The sequence below is a fragment of the Labrys sp. LIt4 genome (assembly GCF_017813775.1).
GTDB classification, from domain to species: Bacteria; Pseudomonadota; Alphaproteobacteria; order Rhizobiales; family Labraceae; genus Labrys; species Labrys okinawensis_A.
In genome coordinates, this window is record NZ_JAGIPY010000021.1 from 1 (window position 1) to 16,047 (window position 16,047).

16 protein-coding genes are annotated in these 16,047 nt (G+C 63.9%); 7 read left to right on the plus strand and 9 right to left on the minus strand.

The annotated features are described in order from the left end of the window. Positions 1-212 (minus strand): caspase family protein (locus J8I29_RS26200; protein WP_245197389.1); only part of this gene is annotated, 212 nt, incomplete at its 3' end. 369 nt (positions 213-581) lie between these two features. Between J8I29_RS26200 and J8I29_RS26205 the strand changes: the two genes are divergently transcribed. Next, a complete protein-coding gene (locus J8I29_RS26205) occupies positions 582-1,748 on the plus strand; it encodes a hypothetical protein (RefSeq protein ID WP_209433910.1) in 1,167 nt (388 codons plus the stop codon). 315 nt (positions 1,749-2,063) lie between these two features. Here J8I29_RS26205 and J8I29_RS26210 read toward each other — a convergent pair whose 3' ends face one another. Next, entirely contained in the window at positions 2,064-2,588 is a 525-nt protein-coding gene (locus J8I29_RS26210) for a universal stress protein (RefSeq protein WP_105862873.1), read from the minus strand. 159 nt (positions 2,589-2,747) lie between these two features. Next, entirely contained in the window at positions 2,748-3,779 is a 1,032-nt protein-coding gene (locus tag J8I29_RS26215; protein ID WP_209433911.1) for an NAD(P)/FAD-dependent oxidoreductase, read from the minus strand. 238 nt (positions 3,780-4,017) lie between these two features. Here J8I29_RS26215 and J8I29_RS26220 point away from each other — a divergent pair, with 238 nt between their 5' ends. Continuing rightward, positions 4,018-4,899 (plus strand): AraC family transcriptional regulator, encoded by an 882-nt coding sequence (locus J8I29_RS26220; protein WP_209433912.1) that lies wholly within the window; start codon positions 4,018-4,020, stop codon positions 4,897-4,899. A 60-nt stretch (positions 4,900-4,959) separates the two neighbouring features. Here the strand turns inward: J8I29_RS26220 and J8I29_RS26225 are convergent, their stop codons facing one another. From J8I29_RS26225 to dgcN, 3 genes are all read right to left on the minus strand, one after another. Further along, entirely contained in the window at positions 4,960-5,454 is a 495-nt protein-coding gene (locus tag J8I29_RS26225) for a DUF3237 domain-containing protein (protein ID WP_209433913.1), read from the minus strand. 84 nt (positions 5,455-5,538) lie between these two features. Next, on the minus strand, positions 5,539-6,225 hold the full coding sequence (locus J8I29_RS26230) for a fumarylacetoacetate hydrolase family protein (RefSeq protein ID WP_209433914.1): 687 nt from the start codon (positions 6,223-6,225) through the stop codon (positions 5,539-5,541). A 49-nt stretch (positions 6,226-6,274) separates the two neighbouring features. Then, positions 6,275-7,282 carry an N-acetyltransferase DgcN gene (dgcN, locus tag J8I29_RS26235; RefSeq protein ID WP_209433915.1) on the minus strand — a complete coding sequence of 336 codons (1,008 nt, stop codon included), beginning with the start codon at positions 7,280-7,282 and terminating at the stop codon, positions 6,275-6,277. Between the two features lie 294 nt (positions 7,283-7,576). On the opposite strand from dgcN, the gene J8I29_RS26240 reads away from it, so the two are divergent. Genes J8I29_RS26240 through J8I29_RS26255 form a run of 4 tightly spaced genes read left to right on the plus strand, consistent with a single transcriptional unit; the run spans position 7,577 to position 11,685 of the window. Continuing rightward, on the plus strand, positions 7,577-8,599 hold the full coding sequence (locus J8I29_RS26240; protein ID WP_105863226.1) for an ABC transporter permease: 1,023 nt from the start codon (positions 7,577-7,579) through the stop codon (positions 8,597-8,599). Positions 8,600-8,601: 2 nt separating this feature from the next. Next, positions 8,602-9,408: an ATP-binding cassette domain-containing protein gene (locus tag J8I29_RS26245; protein ID WP_105862868.1), complete on the plus strand. Its 807-nt coding sequence runs from the start codon at positions 8,602-8,604 to the stop codon at positions 9,406-9,408. A gap of 56 nt (positions 9,409-9,464) precedes the next feature. Continuing rightward, a complete protein-coding gene (locus J8I29_RS26250) occupies positions 9,465-11,042 on the plus strand; it encodes an MCE family protein (protein WP_209433916.1) in 1,578 nt (525 codons plus the stop codon). Between the two features lie 16 nt (positions 11,043-11,058). Then, positions 11,059-11,685 (plus strand): ABC-type transport auxiliary lipoprotein family protein, encoded by a 627-nt coding sequence (locus J8I29_RS26255; RefSeq protein WP_105863225.1) that lies wholly within the window; start codon positions 11,059-11,061, stop codon positions 11,683-11,685. Positions 11,686-11,795: 110 nt separating this feature from the next. Here J8I29_RS26255 and J8I29_RS26260 read toward each other — a convergent pair whose 3' ends face one another. Beyond that, positions 11,796-13,085 (minus strand): hypothetical protein, encoded by a 1,290-nt coding sequence (locus J8I29_RS26260; protein WP_209433917.1) that lies wholly within the window; start codon positions 13,083-13,085, stop codon positions 11,796-11,798. 127 nt (positions 13,086-13,212) lie between these two features. On the opposite strand from J8I29_RS26260, the gene J8I29_RS26265 reads away from it, so the two are divergent. After that, a complete protein-coding gene (locus J8I29_RS26265; protein WP_209433918.1) occupies positions 13,213-14,415 on the plus strand; it encodes an MFS transporter in 1,203 nt (400 codons plus the stop codon). Here the strand turns inward: J8I29_RS26265 and dgcA are convergent. Together dgcA and J8I29_RS26275 are read right to left on the minus strand one after the other, a co-directional pair. Next, positions 14,385-15,368, minus strand: a complete 984-nt coding sequence (dgcA, locus tag J8I29_RS26270; protein WP_209433919.1) for an N-acetyl-D-Glu racemase DgcA — start codon at positions 15,366-15,368, stop codon at positions 14,385-14,387. The two genes, J8I29_RS26265 and dgcA, sit on opposite strands and share 31 nt — an antisense overlap. 8 nt (positions 15,369-15,376) lie before the next feature. Then, the gene (locus J8I29_RS26275; RefSeq protein ID WP_209433920.1) at positions 15,377-15,697 is read right to left on the minus strand and encodes a 2Fe-2S iron-sulfur cluster-binding protein; all 321 of its coding nucleotides are present in this window, start codon (positions 15,695-15,697) and stop codon (positions 15,377-15,379) included. Between the last annotated feature and the right edge of the window lie 350 nt (positions 15,698-16,047).

Consider the following 16,047-nt stretch of genomic DNA (forward strand, 5'->3'; position numbering starts at 1 on the left):
TCGCCGTCCTTGACCAGCGTCACCGCATAGCCGATCCGCCCCAGCGCCGCCGCCATGTCGTTGGCATCGTTGGCCGGGTTCACCAGAGGCGTCACCGACCGATAGGCACTGTTGCCGATCACCAGCGCCGCCTTCTGGGCCGCCAGAGCATCGCCTCCCAGGAGCAGGCCGGTGAGGAGAAAAAGACCCCAAACATAACGTCGCATCATCATGGCCCGACCGGTCTTGTACAGCTTGGTAGAGTATCACCTTTTGTTAACACATCGAACGCGCGAAAAAGCACAACCGGTGCCCTACGCAATTTTTTGGAACCGATGGCTGTGGCAGGATTGTCACGCCTCCCAACCGTCTCATGATTCAGGGCAATTTCGCCGATTTCATCCTTGCAACGAAGCAGCGCTTGCGGCCATGAAGGCTGCCACCCAAGTGTTGTGTACGGGATCGGAGAGGCCGTGGATTTGCGCCAGGCAACCGCCATTGCGAAACAATTCATGCCACGGCCGCGCCAACAGGCCAGCCTCGCGGTTCTCGCGCTGCTCGCAGCGTCCGGTACAGCCCGAGCGGGCGATGATTCTCAGCCCATGCAGTTCAGCATCGTTGCTTCCGGCAAATCCTGCCCGGGATGCGTGGTGATCAATGCCTCGGGCCAGATCGTCGACGAAACCTCGCGAAACTTTGCCGTCTTCCTCTCGCAGAACCGCCTGAGCGGTGTCCTGCCCGGGGAACCGGTGGACGGGCAAGTGCCGCCGGGCGATGCGCCGAAGGTCATCATCGCTTTCGAGTCAGTCGGCGGCAAGGTGCAGCCCGCCCTGATCATGGGGCGGCGCATCCGCAAAGCCGGATGGACGACCGTGATCGGCCAGGCCCGACTTCAGCGCGGCCAGCCTGTCTTCGATCAGGCCGGCTGCTTTTCGGCCTGCACCATGGTGATGCTGGGCGGCACCGCGCGTTTCGTCGTGCCGGGCTCAAAAGTCGGCGTGCATCAGTTCTCGCCGCAATTTACCGATGGCGAGAGCTTCGATGCCCGCGAAATGGGCCAGATCGTGCGCGACTACGGCCGCGAGGTCGTCAGCGTCTATGATTTCGTCAAGACCATGGGGGTGAACGAGGCATTCTTCACCACCACGCTGCGCACTCCCTTCAACAGCCTCGACGTCCTGCCCGAAAGCCAATGGATCCCTGTCGGGGTCGCCACCGCCCTGCTGCCCGCCTCCGATGAGCCTGTCCTGGCATCGAGTCTACTTGGCAAGACGGGAAGCGAACAGCCGATGGCCGCCATTGCCAAGCCGAGTGTGGGGCTTAAGACCGCCCCGGGCACTCTGCCGACCAGTCATGGCCGCTGGACCCTCATCCAGACGACGGGACTGCCGGCAACCGCGGAATTCGCCAGCGAGAAGTTCCGTGTCGCCCTCGCCTGCCGCGACAGCAAGACAGCGCGCCTGGAACTTTCCTTCAAGGCCCTGGCGCCGCTCGACCTCGAGCGCATGCGGGCTGCCGCCGTCTCGGCGCGATCGCTCAGGATTGCAGGGCGTCAGATTGCGATCGACAGCGTGGAAGCGGCCGGTAACGGCGAACAAAGCGTTGCCGCCCTGCTCGCCGCCAAGGATGTCCGGGATTTGCGCAGGAGCGGCAATCTCACCGTCGCCGTGCTTGACAAGGCCGGCGAGGCGGTCGGCCGGTCGGAAGCCATCCCGACCGAAGACGCCTCCAAGACGCTCGACGACGCCATGGCCGCCTGCGGCGCCTGAGAGCCACTTTTTCAAGGTCTTTCGAATAGGCTGGGATAGGGGCAGTGCGACCCCTCATCCACCCCTTCGGGGCACCTTCTCCCGCAAGGGGAGAAGGCGATTGGTGAGCGTAGCGCGCCTTCCAAAATGATCTCCTTCTCCCCTTGCGGGAGAAGGTGCCGGTAGGCGGATGAGGGGTCGCACTGCCCTATTCAGGCTTCAGACCTCAACACCTTGAAAGGAGGCCTGAAAGCCCGCAGGCCGGGACGAATCCGGCCTCTTTGCGCTTTTCAGGCGGAGCACCGTGTCTTTCGGGAAACGACGCCGCCTTGGAGTTCAATGCAGCTTGTCGGCCTCCCAGGCCGCCCGCATGGCATCGTCGACCGAGGCGAAATGCGGCGGCACGTCGTCGGTGCTATCCTCGGCGTGCGGCTTCTCCTCGCGAATGACCAGCACCGAACAGCCGGCATGGCGAACGATGGCGCTCGCATTGCAGCCGAGCAGATAGGTCGCGACGCTCGGTTGATGCGAGCCGACCACCACGAGATCGGCGCGCTGCTCCTCGGCAATTGCCAGCACTTCATGATAGATGCCGCCGATCCGCACCACGCTCTGCACCTGGCCACCCGGGAGCAGCACCGTGCGGGCGAGATCGGCAAGCGATCCCTTCGCCTTCTCGGCGACTTCGCCTTCGAAGCTCACGGGCACCGTATCCAGCATCATCAGGGGCATGATGGGCACGACATGGACCAGGGTCAGCGTCGCGCCGGCGGTATCGGCAAGTTTCACTGCGCTGTCGATGGCGAGTCTGGCCAGTTTCAGATCTGCGATATCGACAGGAACGACGATCGACTTGAACATCTTGTCTACTCCCGTTGGCCGAGCTGACGCGCAGAACAGAATAGACGTTATGGCGTCACGCCTCAGTTGAAAGAGCACGCCCCAACCATCCGTGGACGGCTGTACCTAATCGATATAGGGCCCCCTGACGAATTGCAAACGCTTAGGATGCCGAAAAGTTCAGAGCACTCCGAGTTTCTTTTGCAGGGAGGAGGACGAGGTCGTGTATTGGAAGGTCAGGCGCTTCTCGGGATAGATGTAGCGGAAGGCCTTCTGCGCCATCAGCGCGCCTTCATGAAAGCCCGAGAGGATCAGCTTGAGCTTGCCGGGATACCAGTTGATGTCGCCGATGGCGAAGATACCCGGCTGCGACGTCTCGAAGGTCTCGGTGGAGACCAGCACCAATTCGTCATTATGCAGATCGAGCCCCCAACTCGACACCGGCCCGAGCTTCATGGTCAGACCGAAGAAGGGCAGCATGTGGTCGACCGGCAAGGTGTAGACCGTGTCGGCATCCTCCTTGATCACGGCGCCGGTGAGCTGGCCGTCCACCCCTTCCAGGCCGACCACCTGCCCAAACTTCAGGTCCATCGCCCCCTCTGCCACCAAGGCCCGCATCTTCTCCACCGAATGCGGCGCGGCCCGGAAGGCATCGCGGCGGTGCATCAGGGTTACCCGCTTGGCAATCGGCTGCAGGTTGAGCGTCCAGTCGAGAGCGGAATCGCCGCCGCCGACGATGAGGACGGAGCGGTCGCGGAAAGCCTCCATCTGCCTGACGGCATAGGAGACCGACTTGCCCTCATAAACCTCGATGCCGTCGATCGGCGGCTTCTTAGGCTGGAAGGAGCCGCCACCGGCAGCGATCACCACGGTCTTGGTCTCGAAGACGTCGCCGGCGTCGGTGGTGACGCGGAACAGGGGATCGCCGATACGCTCGATCGTCGAGATCATGCGCGACAAATGGAAAACGGGCGAGAAAGGTTCGATCTGCTTGAGAAGATTGTCGACCAGTTCCTGCCCCGTGACGATCGGGAAGCCCGGAATGTCGTAGATCGGCTTTTCCGGATAGAGCTCGGCGCATTGTCCGCCGATCTTGTCGAGAATGTCGACCACATGCACCCTTATATCGAGCAGACCGAGTTCGAATACGGAGAACAGGCCAACGGGCCCGGCGCCGACGATGAGCACGTCGGTCTTGATAATCTCAGTCATGATCTGTCCGATGGGTGGTTCACAGCGCAGCTTCTAAAGCGTTTTGCGATTTGGCGGAATCGCCAAGAATCGCAAAGACGCGTCCAATCAAAGAGTGAGAGCAATGCGGCGTTTCCGTCCAAACGCGCTTTGCTCTAGGGCAGCAAGGCTGACCAAAGTCAACGAAGCGCATGCCCTCGTCAACTCCGCAATCATGATCAAATCAGCGCAGCTAGGGTGAAGCCACCGGAGACAGGTCATGAGCCGCCACGAAACCAGCCTCGCCTATGCCGCTCGCATCGAGCGGGTGATGAGCCACATCGCCGATCATCTCGATGACAGGCTCGAACTCGACGATCTCAGCGACATTGCCTGCTTCTCGCCCTACCACTTCCACCGCGTCTTCGTCGCGGTCACGGGAGAAACAGTGGCAGAGGCTGTGCGGCGGCTGCGCCTCCATCGCGCTGCCGTCGAGCTCAATCGCTCCCAGCATACCCTGGCACGCATTGCCAGCCGGGCGGGCTACGGATCGGTGGCGGCCTTCACCCGCGCTTTTGCGGCCTCCCATGGCTTGCCGCCGGCCGCCTATCGGCGCGCCGGGCGGGATCTGCGCCCGGTATCCCAGCAATCAGGATCACAAGCCATGACCCGTGCGACCGCGTTGCGCTCCGCCCTGCATTACGACGTCACCATCGAGACCGTGCCCAGACTCAGGCTGGTGACCTTGCCCCATCGCGGCGATTACCAGAAGATCGGTGCCAGTTTCGAGCGCCTGTTTGCCTGGGCAGGCGGCCACGGCCTGCTGCGCCCGGGCGTGCGGTTGATCGGCATCTATTACGACGATCCAGACAGCAAGCCCGTGGCGGAGTTGCGCTCGGAGGCAGGCCTTTCGGTGCCGGAAGACAGCCCGCTCGGCCCGGACATGGTCTGGCGTGAGGTCGGTGGCGGCCCGGTGGCTCGGCTGGTGCACAAGGGTCCCTATGCCGATCTCGATGTGGCCTATGCCTTTCTCTATCATAGCTGGCTGCCGCATTCCGGGCGCCAGCCGGGCGATGCGCCCTGCTTCGAGGAATATCTCAACGATCCCCGCAGTGCGCCACCTTCCGAATGGCTGACGGCGGTGAACCTGCCGTTGAAGTAGCTTCCTCGCCAGGCCGGAGCAGCTTGCCATCGGTGGAAGCAAAGACGCGCCGACAACGCGTCAGAGCAGCTCGAAAAGACTGTAAACCGGCCCTCCCGGCTGCCTGTCGCCGATACCAATGGCAAGAACACGATTGAGCCAATCATAGTTCGCCGAGGCGGTTTCGAAGGTGCCGGTGATGCGGAAATAATAGTCCGCCGGCTCGACCCGACCGCCTTTCGCCAGCTCCGCCATCACATCGGGAGGTCCGTGCCGCAAGCCCCGATAGGACATGCCGATCAGGGCGCCATCCACGGTCTTGAGAATCAATCGCACGTCCAGTGTCGTGCTGCCGTCCGGCCGCGCGATCTGCCAATCGCTGCCGCCCTCGAGCACCTCGCCGGACAACCGCTCGCCTTCGAAACGGCCGCCGGCGACGACGCCGACACGCCGATCCCCATTTGGCGTCGTCCCAAAGCCGATCGGCTTTGCCACGTCCAGGGTCATCACAAAGAGGGGTCTGGTGTGGATGCCCCTTTGTACGTCCGGCAATCCGTTGAGAGATGGAGAGGGCATTTCGAACAACTCCCTGGCAGGAAGGAACCGATCGCCCTCCTTGAGGGCATCGTCGTTCTCATTGAAAATTGGGCCGCAGCCCGGTTACCTCTCATAGTTCACGACGATCTCACCGATCCCCTCGCAAGAGCCACGCAGGGCGTCGCCGGGCTTCACCGAACTGACCCCGGCCGGCGTGCCGGTCATCAGGAGATCGCCGGGCGCCAGCGCCACATAGCGCGACAGATAGGCAACCGCCTCCGGCACCGACCAGATCATCTGCGACAGATCGCCGGACTGCTGCACCTTGCCGTTGACCGTTACCTCGATCCTGCCCTTGTCGGGGTGACCGATGCGCGCGGCCGGCACGATGGCGCTGATCGGACAGGATTGGTCGAAGCCCTTGGCAAGCTCCCAGGGCCTGGAAAGTTTCTTCGCTTCGGCCTGGATGTCCCGGCGCGTCATGTCGAGGCCGACGGCATAGCCATAGACATGCTCGAGCGCCCGTTCGACCGGAATGTCCCGCCCGCCCCGTCCGATGGCGACCACCAGTTCGATCTCATGGTGCAGGTCCGAGGTCTGGCTCGGAAATGCCAGCAGGCCGCCCGGATTGACGGCATCCGCCGGCTTGGCAAAGAAGAAGGGTGGCTCGCGCGTGGGATCGGCTCCCATCTCCCGGGCATGATCGGCATAGTTGCGCCCGACGCACCAGATGCGGCGTACCGGAAAGAGGCCGGTTTCCCCGGCGACGGCCACGACGGGCTGCGAGGGCGGTTCAATGACATAGTTCATCACAAGATCTTCCTGACTATCTGGAATTCATCGCACTGGCGGGCCCCAATCAGCCGAATATTTCTCTCACGCGCTTGACGATATCGGCCACGCCGAATCTGACGGGATCCGTCGTCGGCAGGGCTTCGGCCTGACCGATCTCGGCTAGGCAGGCCCTCGCTGCTGCCTCGTCCAGAGCCTGGGTGTTGACCGCGATGCCGACACATCGAATGCCGGGATTGGTGAGGCGGCCATTGGCGACGGTGGCGTCGATGACGGCGCGGATGCTCGGCAAGGCTGCCGGCACACCGCGCATGGTCCTGCGGGTCGGTTCGTGGCAGACGACGAAGGCGTCGGGCTGGGCGCCATGCAGCAGCCCGAGGGTCACGCCGGCGAAGGAGGGATGGAACAGGCTGCCCTGCCCTTCAATCACGTCCCAATGATGGGGATCTGCCTCCGGGCTGAGCCATTCGGCGGCGCCGGAAATGAAATCGGCCACCACCGCATCCACGGCGACGCCGCGGCCAGAAATCAGGATACCGGTCTGGCCGGTGGCCCGGAAATCGGCATCGAGGCCCTGGGCCCGCATTTCACGCTCCAGAGCAAGGGCGGTATATTTCTTGCCCACCGAACAATCGGTGCCGACGGTGAGCAGCCGCAGGCCGCTGCGCTTGGTGCCCTTGCCGGTGGCGAAACCCTGGGACGGGATACGCACGTCGTGGAGCTGCCGGCCATGGTGCCGGGCAGCGTCGGCAATCTGCGGGAACTCCTCCAGCCGGCGATGCAGGCCGGAGGCGACGTCGAGCCCGGCTTCCAGGGCTTCGACGATCACGCTGATCCAGTGCTCCGGCAGGACGCCGCCGGCATTGACCACGCCGATCACCAGGGTCCTGGCGCCGCGCCGGACACCCTCGGCAATATCGAGATCCTCCAGCCCCAGATCGGCCCGGCATCCCGGCAGCCGCAACTGGCCGACGCACCAGTCCCTGCGCCAGTCGACGATGCCCGCCGCGGTCTTGGCGGCGAGCTGGTCGGCCACGTCGCCGACGAACATCAGATAGGGCTTTTCGATTTGCATGGGACGGCGCCTTCCTGAAGACCTGCGCGCAGTGGTTGCCGGATCGCGCTCTCACACGCTATCCTATTGACTGCACAGAAATATTGGCAAAAGCAGCACGGGGCTTTTTGCGCATCATGCCCGAGAGACTAGTATGACCTCCAGTGATTCCCCCGCAAGAGCGCGTTCCGCAACTTGAAGCCCGAGCCGGACATAGACAACAGCGATCTGACCCAGGCGGGTCCCGCTCGGCTGGCGCCAACAGGCGCCTGGGTCGCGCGTAATTCGCGCCATCTGGAAAAGCTCTCCGCGATCATGATCAAGGCCGCCCCGGCCAATACGGTGGTGGAGTTCGACCTGTCCGGCGTTTCGCAGCTCGACACGCTCGGCGGAGTCGTCATCGAGAATATCCGGGCGGCCTTCGGCGCGCGCAACTCCACGCTCGAGATCACCAACGCCACCGAAGCTCAGGCGATCCTGCTGGCGGAGATCGCGGCCCAGAACATTACTTCGCCCCCTCAACCGCCCGAGGCACACCATCTCATCGAACTCCTGGCCGATCTCGGCCAGTCCATGCGCAGGATCGTGCATGATGCCGTGAACATGAACGTGTTCCTCGGCGAAACCATGCGCGCGATCGGGCGCCTGCTCACGGCGCGCACGCGCTTTCGCTGGGCCGCGGTGGTGAACCAGATCGAGTTGATCGGCTTGAGGGGCGTACCGATCATCACGCTGATCTCCTTCCTCGTCGGTGCCATTCTCGCCCAGCAGATGATCCTGCAGCTGAGCTATTACGGCGCCACGCTGCTGGTGGTGTACACCCTGGCCGTGCTGATGTTCCGGGAAGTCGGCCTCCTGCTTGCCGCCATCATGGTGGCCGGCCGGTCCGGTTCGGCGATCACGGCCGAACTCGGCTCGATGAAGATGCGCGAGGAGATCGACGCCATGCACGTCATGGGCATCGATCCCATGGAGGTTCTGGTCATCCCCCGTATCCTGGCCTTGATCATCGCGCTGCCGATGCTCACCTTCCTGGCGGCGATGGCCGGCATGTTCGGCGGCGCGTTGGTGGCCTGGGGCTATGGCGGCATCACGCCCACCACCTTCCTGCAGAATCTGCGGGATTCGATGACCATGCACACATTCCTGGTCGGCCTGATCAAGGCGCCCGTCATGGCGTTGATGATCGGCATCACGGCCTGCATCGAAGGTTTCAAGGTGCAGGGATCGGCTGAATCGCTCGGGCGCCAGACCACGGCCTCGGTGGTCAAATCCATGTTCATCGTCATCGTGGTCGATGGCATCTTCGCCATCTTCTTCGCATCGATCAGTTTCTGACCATGGCGCCCCCAGACCAATCCCGCGAAGTCATCATCTCCGCCCACGACGTCAGGGTGAACTTCGGATCCCGTTTCATCCTCGACGGCCTCAGCCTGGACGTCTATCGCGGCGAGATCCTGGGTGTGGTCGGCGCTTCGGGCACCGGCAAATCGGTGCTGATGCGTACCATCATCGGCTTGGCACCACTTCACTCCGGGCAGATCGACGTCTTCGGCATGGACTATCTCAACTTGCGGCCGCGCGAACAGCAGCGCATTGCCCGGCGCTGGGGCGTGCTGTTCCAGCAAGGCGCCCTGTTCTCCTCTTTGACGGTGAAGCAGAACATCCAGGTTCCGATGCGCGAATATCTCAAGCTCTCGCCCAAACTGCTGGACGAGCTTGCCATGCTGAAGATCGCGCTGGTGGGCCTCAAGCCCGATGCCGCCGACAAGCGGCCCTCCGAACTCTCCGGCGGCATGATCAAGCGCGCGGCGCTGGCACGAGCCCTCGCCCTCGATCCGGATCTGGTTTTCCTGGACGAACCGACTTCCGGCCTCGATCCGATCGGTGCCGGTGAATTCGACGAATTGATCGCCACGCTCAGGCAGACACTCGGCCTGACCGTCTATATGGTGACGCACGACCTCGACAGCCTCCATGCAATCTGCGATCGCATCGTGGCGATCGGCGAGGGACGCGTGTTGGCTCAAGGCCCGATGGAGACCATGCTCGCTTCCGAACACCCCTGGCTGCGCGCCTATTTCCACGGCCCCCGTGCCCGTGCCGCCCTGGCGACTGCCAGCAACGGCGCCAAGAGAACGAGTTGAGCATGGAGAGCGAGCTGAGCATGGAAATCGAGCTGAACATGGATAATGCTTGACCCATGGAAACACGCGCTCACAACGCCTTGATCGGCCTGTTTACCCTTGCGGTCGTCGCCGCGGCGCTCGGCTTCGTGATCTGGTTCGCCCGCATCAGCGAGAGCCAGACCGTCCGGCGTTTCCAGGTGGATTTCGCCGGTTCCGTCACGGGCCTTACCGTCGGTTCGAGCGTCACCTTCAACGGTATCCGCGTTGGCCAGGTCGAAACGCTGGAGATCAATCCCAACAATCCCTCGGGCGTGATCGCGATCATCAGCGTGCGGGACAAGACCCCCGTGAAGGTGGACACTTCGGCAAGGCTGGAATTTACGGGCATCACCGGCGGCGCCAACATCCAGCTCTATGGCGGCAAGCCGAACACCGAGGATCTCAAGCCCAAGGACGGCCAGCAATATGCCGTGATCCAGGCCCAGCGCTCGGAACTGCAGAACCTGGTCGACGGCGCGCGCGACACCATCACCCAGGCTGCCTCCACCATGAATCGCCTGGATGGCTGGATCGCCCAGAACGAGGCCAATGCCACGGCGACCATTCAGAACGTTCAGGCCTTCACCAAGGCGCTCGCCGACAATTCCGCCAATGTCTCGGACTTCCTGCACAGCACCGGCGAGGCTGCCCAAAGCATCAAGCGCGTGGCCGACAACCTCAACGGCATGACATCCGATCTGCAGGCCTTGCTCAAAGCGGTCTCACCCGAGAAGATCGATCACATCGTCAGCAATGTTTCCCAGGCCTCCGACAACCTGACATCCTTCACCAAGGCCTTCGACGCTGCCAAGGCGCAGGCTGCCGTCGACAACATCACGGCCTTTAGCAAGACGCTGGCCGACAGCCGCGAGCCGCTGCAGGCCTTTGCCACCAATGCCTCCTCGCTGACGGCCCAGCTCAATGCGATGGCGCCCAAGCTCGACGCCGGGCTCGAGAATATCAACCGCATCACCGCGGCGGTCGACGGCGCGAAGGTCAACAAGGTGGTCGACAATGTCGCAGCCTTTACCGGCGCACTCGGCCAGAGCGCCGATGAAATCACGGCCTTCGTCAAGGATGCCCGCAGGATTTCCGGTGACCTGTCGGTCATGACGCCCAAGCTCGCCACCGCCTTCGACAGTTTCAACAGGGTCGCGACCGCTCTCGATCCTGCCAAGATCGACGGCGTCGTCACCAATGTGAACAAGTTTGCCGCCACCCTCGGCGATTCCAGCGCCCAGGTCCGCCAGGTGGTCGCCGATGCCGGCGACATCTCCAGAAAGCTCAACCGCGCGGCCGACCAGCTCGACGGCATCATGAAGAACATCGCGGACATGACATCCGGCCAGGGCGGCCAGGGCATGTTCGCCGAGATCACCGAAGCGGCCAAAGCAATCCGCCAATTCGCCACCAATCTCGACGCCCGTACGGCGGCATTGGCCAAAAATCTGGACCAGTTCACCGGCGCCGGCTTGCGGGACTATCGGCAATTGGCCGTTGACGGACAGAAAACCCTGCAGAATCTGCAGCGGACTCTCAACGGGCTTCAGCGCAATCCGCAACAGCTGATCTTCGGGCCGAAATCGAATATCCCTGATTACAAGGGTAAATGATATGCGTGGTGTCGGTATGCGTTCCCTCCTCCACTCCCTGCCCGCCCATTCGGCCAAGGCCCTCACGCTCACAGCAGCTCTGCTGGCCGGCGGCTGTTCCACGCTGGCCGGCTCGCCGCCACCGACCACCTATGACCTCAGCGCCCCCCGCGACGTCGAGGCGCGCGGCAACAGCCGAGCCCAGATCATGGTCGCCGAGCCGACCGCGCTCCAGGCCATCAACAGCGAGCGCATCCTGGTGCATAGCGCCAACAGCCAGATCTCCTACCTACCCGCTGCCCAATGGGCCGATCGCCTGCCCCTTCTGGTGCAGGCGCGTCTGATCCAGACCTTCGAGAACGCCCACCGCATCGGCATGGTCGGGCGGCCCGACGACAAGTTCACGCCGGACGCGCTGCTGGTGACGGAACTGCGCGATTTCCAGATCGATGCAGGCGCTTCGCCCGTGGCGGTGGTAACGGTCGCGGCTCGCGTGGTCAGCCAGAAATCGGGACGCATCGTCGCCGCCAATCTGTTTTCCGCCCGGGTTCCCGCTCCCGGCCTGACCGGTCAGCAGGCCTCCGGCGCCCTGGATCAGGCCCTGCGCAAAGTGCTGATCGAGATCGTAGCCTGGACGACGGGCAAGGCGTCCCTGGCATCATAATTTCGATGAGGTTTTAGCCGCAACAGATTGGAATAACAAAAAGTTCTTATCATTCGCGTGCGATAGAGGTTGCACCGAAAGCCGTGCCTCCGGCACGTGAAAGAACCGCTTCAGCTGAACAGCGCCGCCTTCTTGGCAAACGGCATGGCTTCGATTTCACCCAAGGTCAGGCGAGGTGCGAGGTCGCGTGCCTTCGCGGCGGCAGCAGGCTTGCGGACAATGACAGCCGCAGCGTCCGTATCCACGACCGCCTCCGGCTCGAGCCTGAGGGGAGCGGTAAAGATCGACTGTTCCTCCTCCGCCGGCTCCTCATCGATGAAGGTTACCAGCCCGGAAGCAGGCGCGGGCTCGAGCGCTTCCTCCACAACGGCCACCATGTCGAGCACCTTGTCTCGCTCGCCATTCGTCGTCGAGGGATCGGCACCGCCACCGCCTTTGCCCGAGATCGCCGTCCATTTGTCGAGTCGATGCTGAGCCGTCTCTTCCCCGGCGACCAATTCCTTGTGCCAGCGCTGGGTGGCGAGATGGTTGGGAGGCAAGATCAACTCCTGGCGCGGCACGTCCAGCGTCAGCAGCGCCTCGGTCGCCTCTTCGTCGAGTTCGAGAATGGGAAAGAGCTCTTCAGGTTCCGCCGGACCGCCACTGGGTGCGGAAACAGCCCCGTGTCGCTCGATGGCCGTGGCGGCGATCTCCGGCGCAGCCTGCTCGTCGGCACCTTCGGTGCGTACAATTTCCATGCCGTCCGGGCTCTTCAGCTCCGGCGGCAGGCCCAGGGCCGCGATCTCGGTGGCCGCGCGTTCGAGGCCTTCCCAAGCCCGATCGGCGCTCTCGGTTTCAGCCTCCGCCCCCCGCTGTTCCGGTTCGGAGGGCGAAGATGCGACGGGTGCAAGGGCGTCCGCCTCGACCGGCGTGGTGGATTCGAGCCCGGGCGTGTCCTGCACGGTCTCGGCGATCGCAGGACGGGGAGCATCGGCTGCTGCCTCCGGCCCGGTTTCAAAAGCGGGTTCGATCTCGTCGATCTTCGCTGCTTCGATCTGTCCGAAAACCTGAGCCTCCGCGCCGGCGCGATGGTCGGCAAGGGCGGACGAAGTCTCCATCGGCGCCGATGTGGCATTGGCTGCAATCGCTACGCTCGCCGGTGCCGATTGGGCGGCAGCGATCGCTTGCGCGATATCGGCCATGCCGCGCGTGACCTCGTCGCGGGCATCCAGGGCGCCCGCGCTATGCACCAGGCGCTCCAGGCGACGGATCGCCGCCAGCACGGCTTCGGTGTCGGCGTTGCGATTTCGGCGAGCATATTCGGCCAGGAACCAGCGCCCCCGCGCCGTCTCCATCACGGCCGCTTCGATGGCGCCGTAATCCTCTTCGCTGAGCAGCGGTTCGGGCGAAAGCGATTGCATGAAATGGCCCTCGTCAACTGGCACAGGCGGGCGTAAGAGAAACAGCGAATCGTCGTAGTCCTGATTCTCACCCCATATAATCCAAAGCGCCCGCCGGGAGCCAATCCCGCGCGGTTGTTTTCCCCCGATGTCGCTGATTTCCTTCAAGGATTGGAGCGTCTCACGCAAATCTGCGATCGCAGCCAGCGTGACCTACGCCCTGTTGCTCTCCGGCCCCGGCGTCTACACGCCCTTCTTTCCCCTTTGGCTGGTCGAGCGCGGCTTCAATGCCAGCGATATGGGCCTGCTGCTTGCCATCCCCATGCTGATGCGCGTGACCTCGGCGCCCTTTGCCTGGATCGGCGACGGCCGGCTCGGCCCGCGCCGCACCTTTCTGTTCATGGTGTGCTGCGCGGCTTTCGGCTATGCCGGCCTCACTTTCGCCGAGAGCTTCGCCGCAGTCGCCGTCAATCTCGCCATCGCCTTTGCCTTCGTGGCCGCCACCACGCCCTTGCTCGATACCATCGTTTTGGGCGGTGTCAGCCTGCATGGCCACAAATATGGCCAGATCCGGCAATGGGGCTCGCTCGCCTGGCTCGTTTCCGGCCTCACCGCCGGGCTGGTGCTGAAGCATCTGCCGATCACCACGGTGCCGCCGATCCTGGCGATCCTGGCGGCGCTCACGGTTTTTGCCGGCCTGTCCTTGCCGGACGACCGCAGCCGCGGCCGGAGACTTATCATGCGTCCTGCGTCGGAAGGCACCTCACCGCCGCTCCAGTTGCTGATCGTCTTCGTCGCCGGCATCGCCTGCCTGCAGGGCGCCCACGCCTTCCTCTATAGTTTCGGCACGCTGATCTGGCAGGACCAGGGCTTTTCATCCCTGCAGATCGGCGTGCTGTGGGCCATCGGCGTGGTGCTGGAGACCAGCGTCTTTTTGTTCGGGGGCAATATTGCCGGGCGGCTCGGTCCCTACCGGCTGATCCTGTTCGGCGGAGCCGTCGGCATCGCGCGCTGGGTCCTGCTGGGGCTTGCCCCCGGCAACGGCTTCGTCGTGGCGGGCCTCCAGGCGCTGCACGGCTTTTCCTTCGCCTGCGTGCATCTGGCCACCATGGGGTGGGTCGCCCGCTTCACGCGCAACCCCTCCGCACGCCAGGGGGTGGTCGCTTCGGTCATCGGCATCGGCCTCACCCTCGGCACCGTACTGTCCGGCGAACTCTACGGCCTGTTCTCGGCCCATGGCTATTTCGCCATGGCCCTGATCGCCATGATCGGCACAGGCCTGGTGGTCGCCGCCGGTGCGATCGAGCGCAGGAACGGCGCTCAGCCCCAGAGCGCGGTCTCTGGCGGGTAGACGGTGCTGCCGTCATAGCGCAGGCCGGGTTCCCGGTCGCGAGCGAGCAGCAGCGGCCCGTCGAGATCGACGACGACGGCCTGTCCGGCAAGCAGCAGCGCGGGAGCCATGGCCAGGGACGTCCCCACCATGCAGCCGATCATCAGGTCCAGCCCCAGGGATCGGGCCTGCGCGGCCAGCGCAATCGCTTCGGTGAGGCCGCCTGCCTTGTCGAGTTTGACGTTGATCGCATCATAGCGCCCTTTGAGGTCCGGCAGCGATGCCCGGTCGTGCAGGGATTCATCGGCGCAGACGGGTACGATCCGCTCCACCTGCGCGAGGGCTCCGTCGTCGCCGGCCGGCAGCGGCTGTTCGATCAGGGTGACGCCGGCCTCGGCGCAGGCGCGCAGATTGGCTACGAGATTGTCGGCCCGCCAACCCTCATTGGCGTCGATGATCAGTTGCGACTGAGGAGCATGGCGGCGGACGGCGGCGATACGGGCGGTGTCGTCGGGCGTGCCGAGCTTGATCTTGAGCAGCGGCCGATGCGCCGCCCTGGCAGCCGCTTCGGCCATCGCTTCAGGCTCCCCCAGGGAAATCGTATAGGCCGTGGTCAGCGGGCCCGGTTCGGGGAGGCCCGCCATCTGCCAGGCCGGCCTGCCGGCAAGCTTTGCCTCCAAGTCCCACAACGCGCAGTCGATGGCGTTGCGGGCGGCACCGGCCGGAACGAGGTCCTGGAGCGCGGGGCGCGACAATCCCGCCTCGATCGCCTCGCGCCGGGCCTCGATTGCTGCAACCACGCCTTCCACCGTTTCGCCATAGCGCGCATAGGGCACGCATTCGCCGCGTCCCCGCATGCCATCGCGTGCGATTTCGACGACGACCACGACCGCCTCGGTCTTGGATCCGCGGGCGATGGTGAAGACGTTGGCGAGCGGCCAGCGCTCCACGGCAACGGAAAGATGCGCGGCCATGGCGAGGATCAGGCCTGCTTTTCGGGGGTATTGACGATCAGGCCGTCGAGATTGTCGCGAACGCGGATCTGGCAGGAGAGCCTGGAGGTCGGGCGCACGTCGAAGGCGAAGTCCAGCATGTCCTCCTCCATCGGCTCGGGCTCACCGACCAGGGGCATGAAGGCCTCGTCGACATAGACATGGCAGGTAGCACAGGCGCAGGCGCCGCCGCACTCGGCCACGATACCCGGAATGCCGTTGCGGATCGCCGCCTCCATCACCGTCGAGCCCGGCTCGGCCTCCACTTCCCGGCTTTGCCCGGTGTGATCTCGGAATATGATTTTGACCATCGTCCATCTCAGCTTTCTGACAAGCGTTCTATATAGAGCGCATTGGCAAGGTTCCAGTCCGCCCCGGCCCGGATCGCTTGCGAACCGGGCTTGCGGGGTGTCCGGCTTTTAGCCAATGCGGCCCCAATCCCGGGAAAACCTCGAATTTGCCTCATTTTCGCACGATTTCGACGTGGTAAAAAAGTCGTTAACGATGCTGCTGGAAAGCGTGCCGAAGCGGTTTCCATTCCCAGCTGTGCAGGATAGGATTTCAAGCTGGCAGCATTGTACTTCGCATAAGCGGACCGATGCGAACCTCATTTCGACCGAGATGGGGGCCGAAACAGGTGCAGCGATTTCAGCCTGGGGTC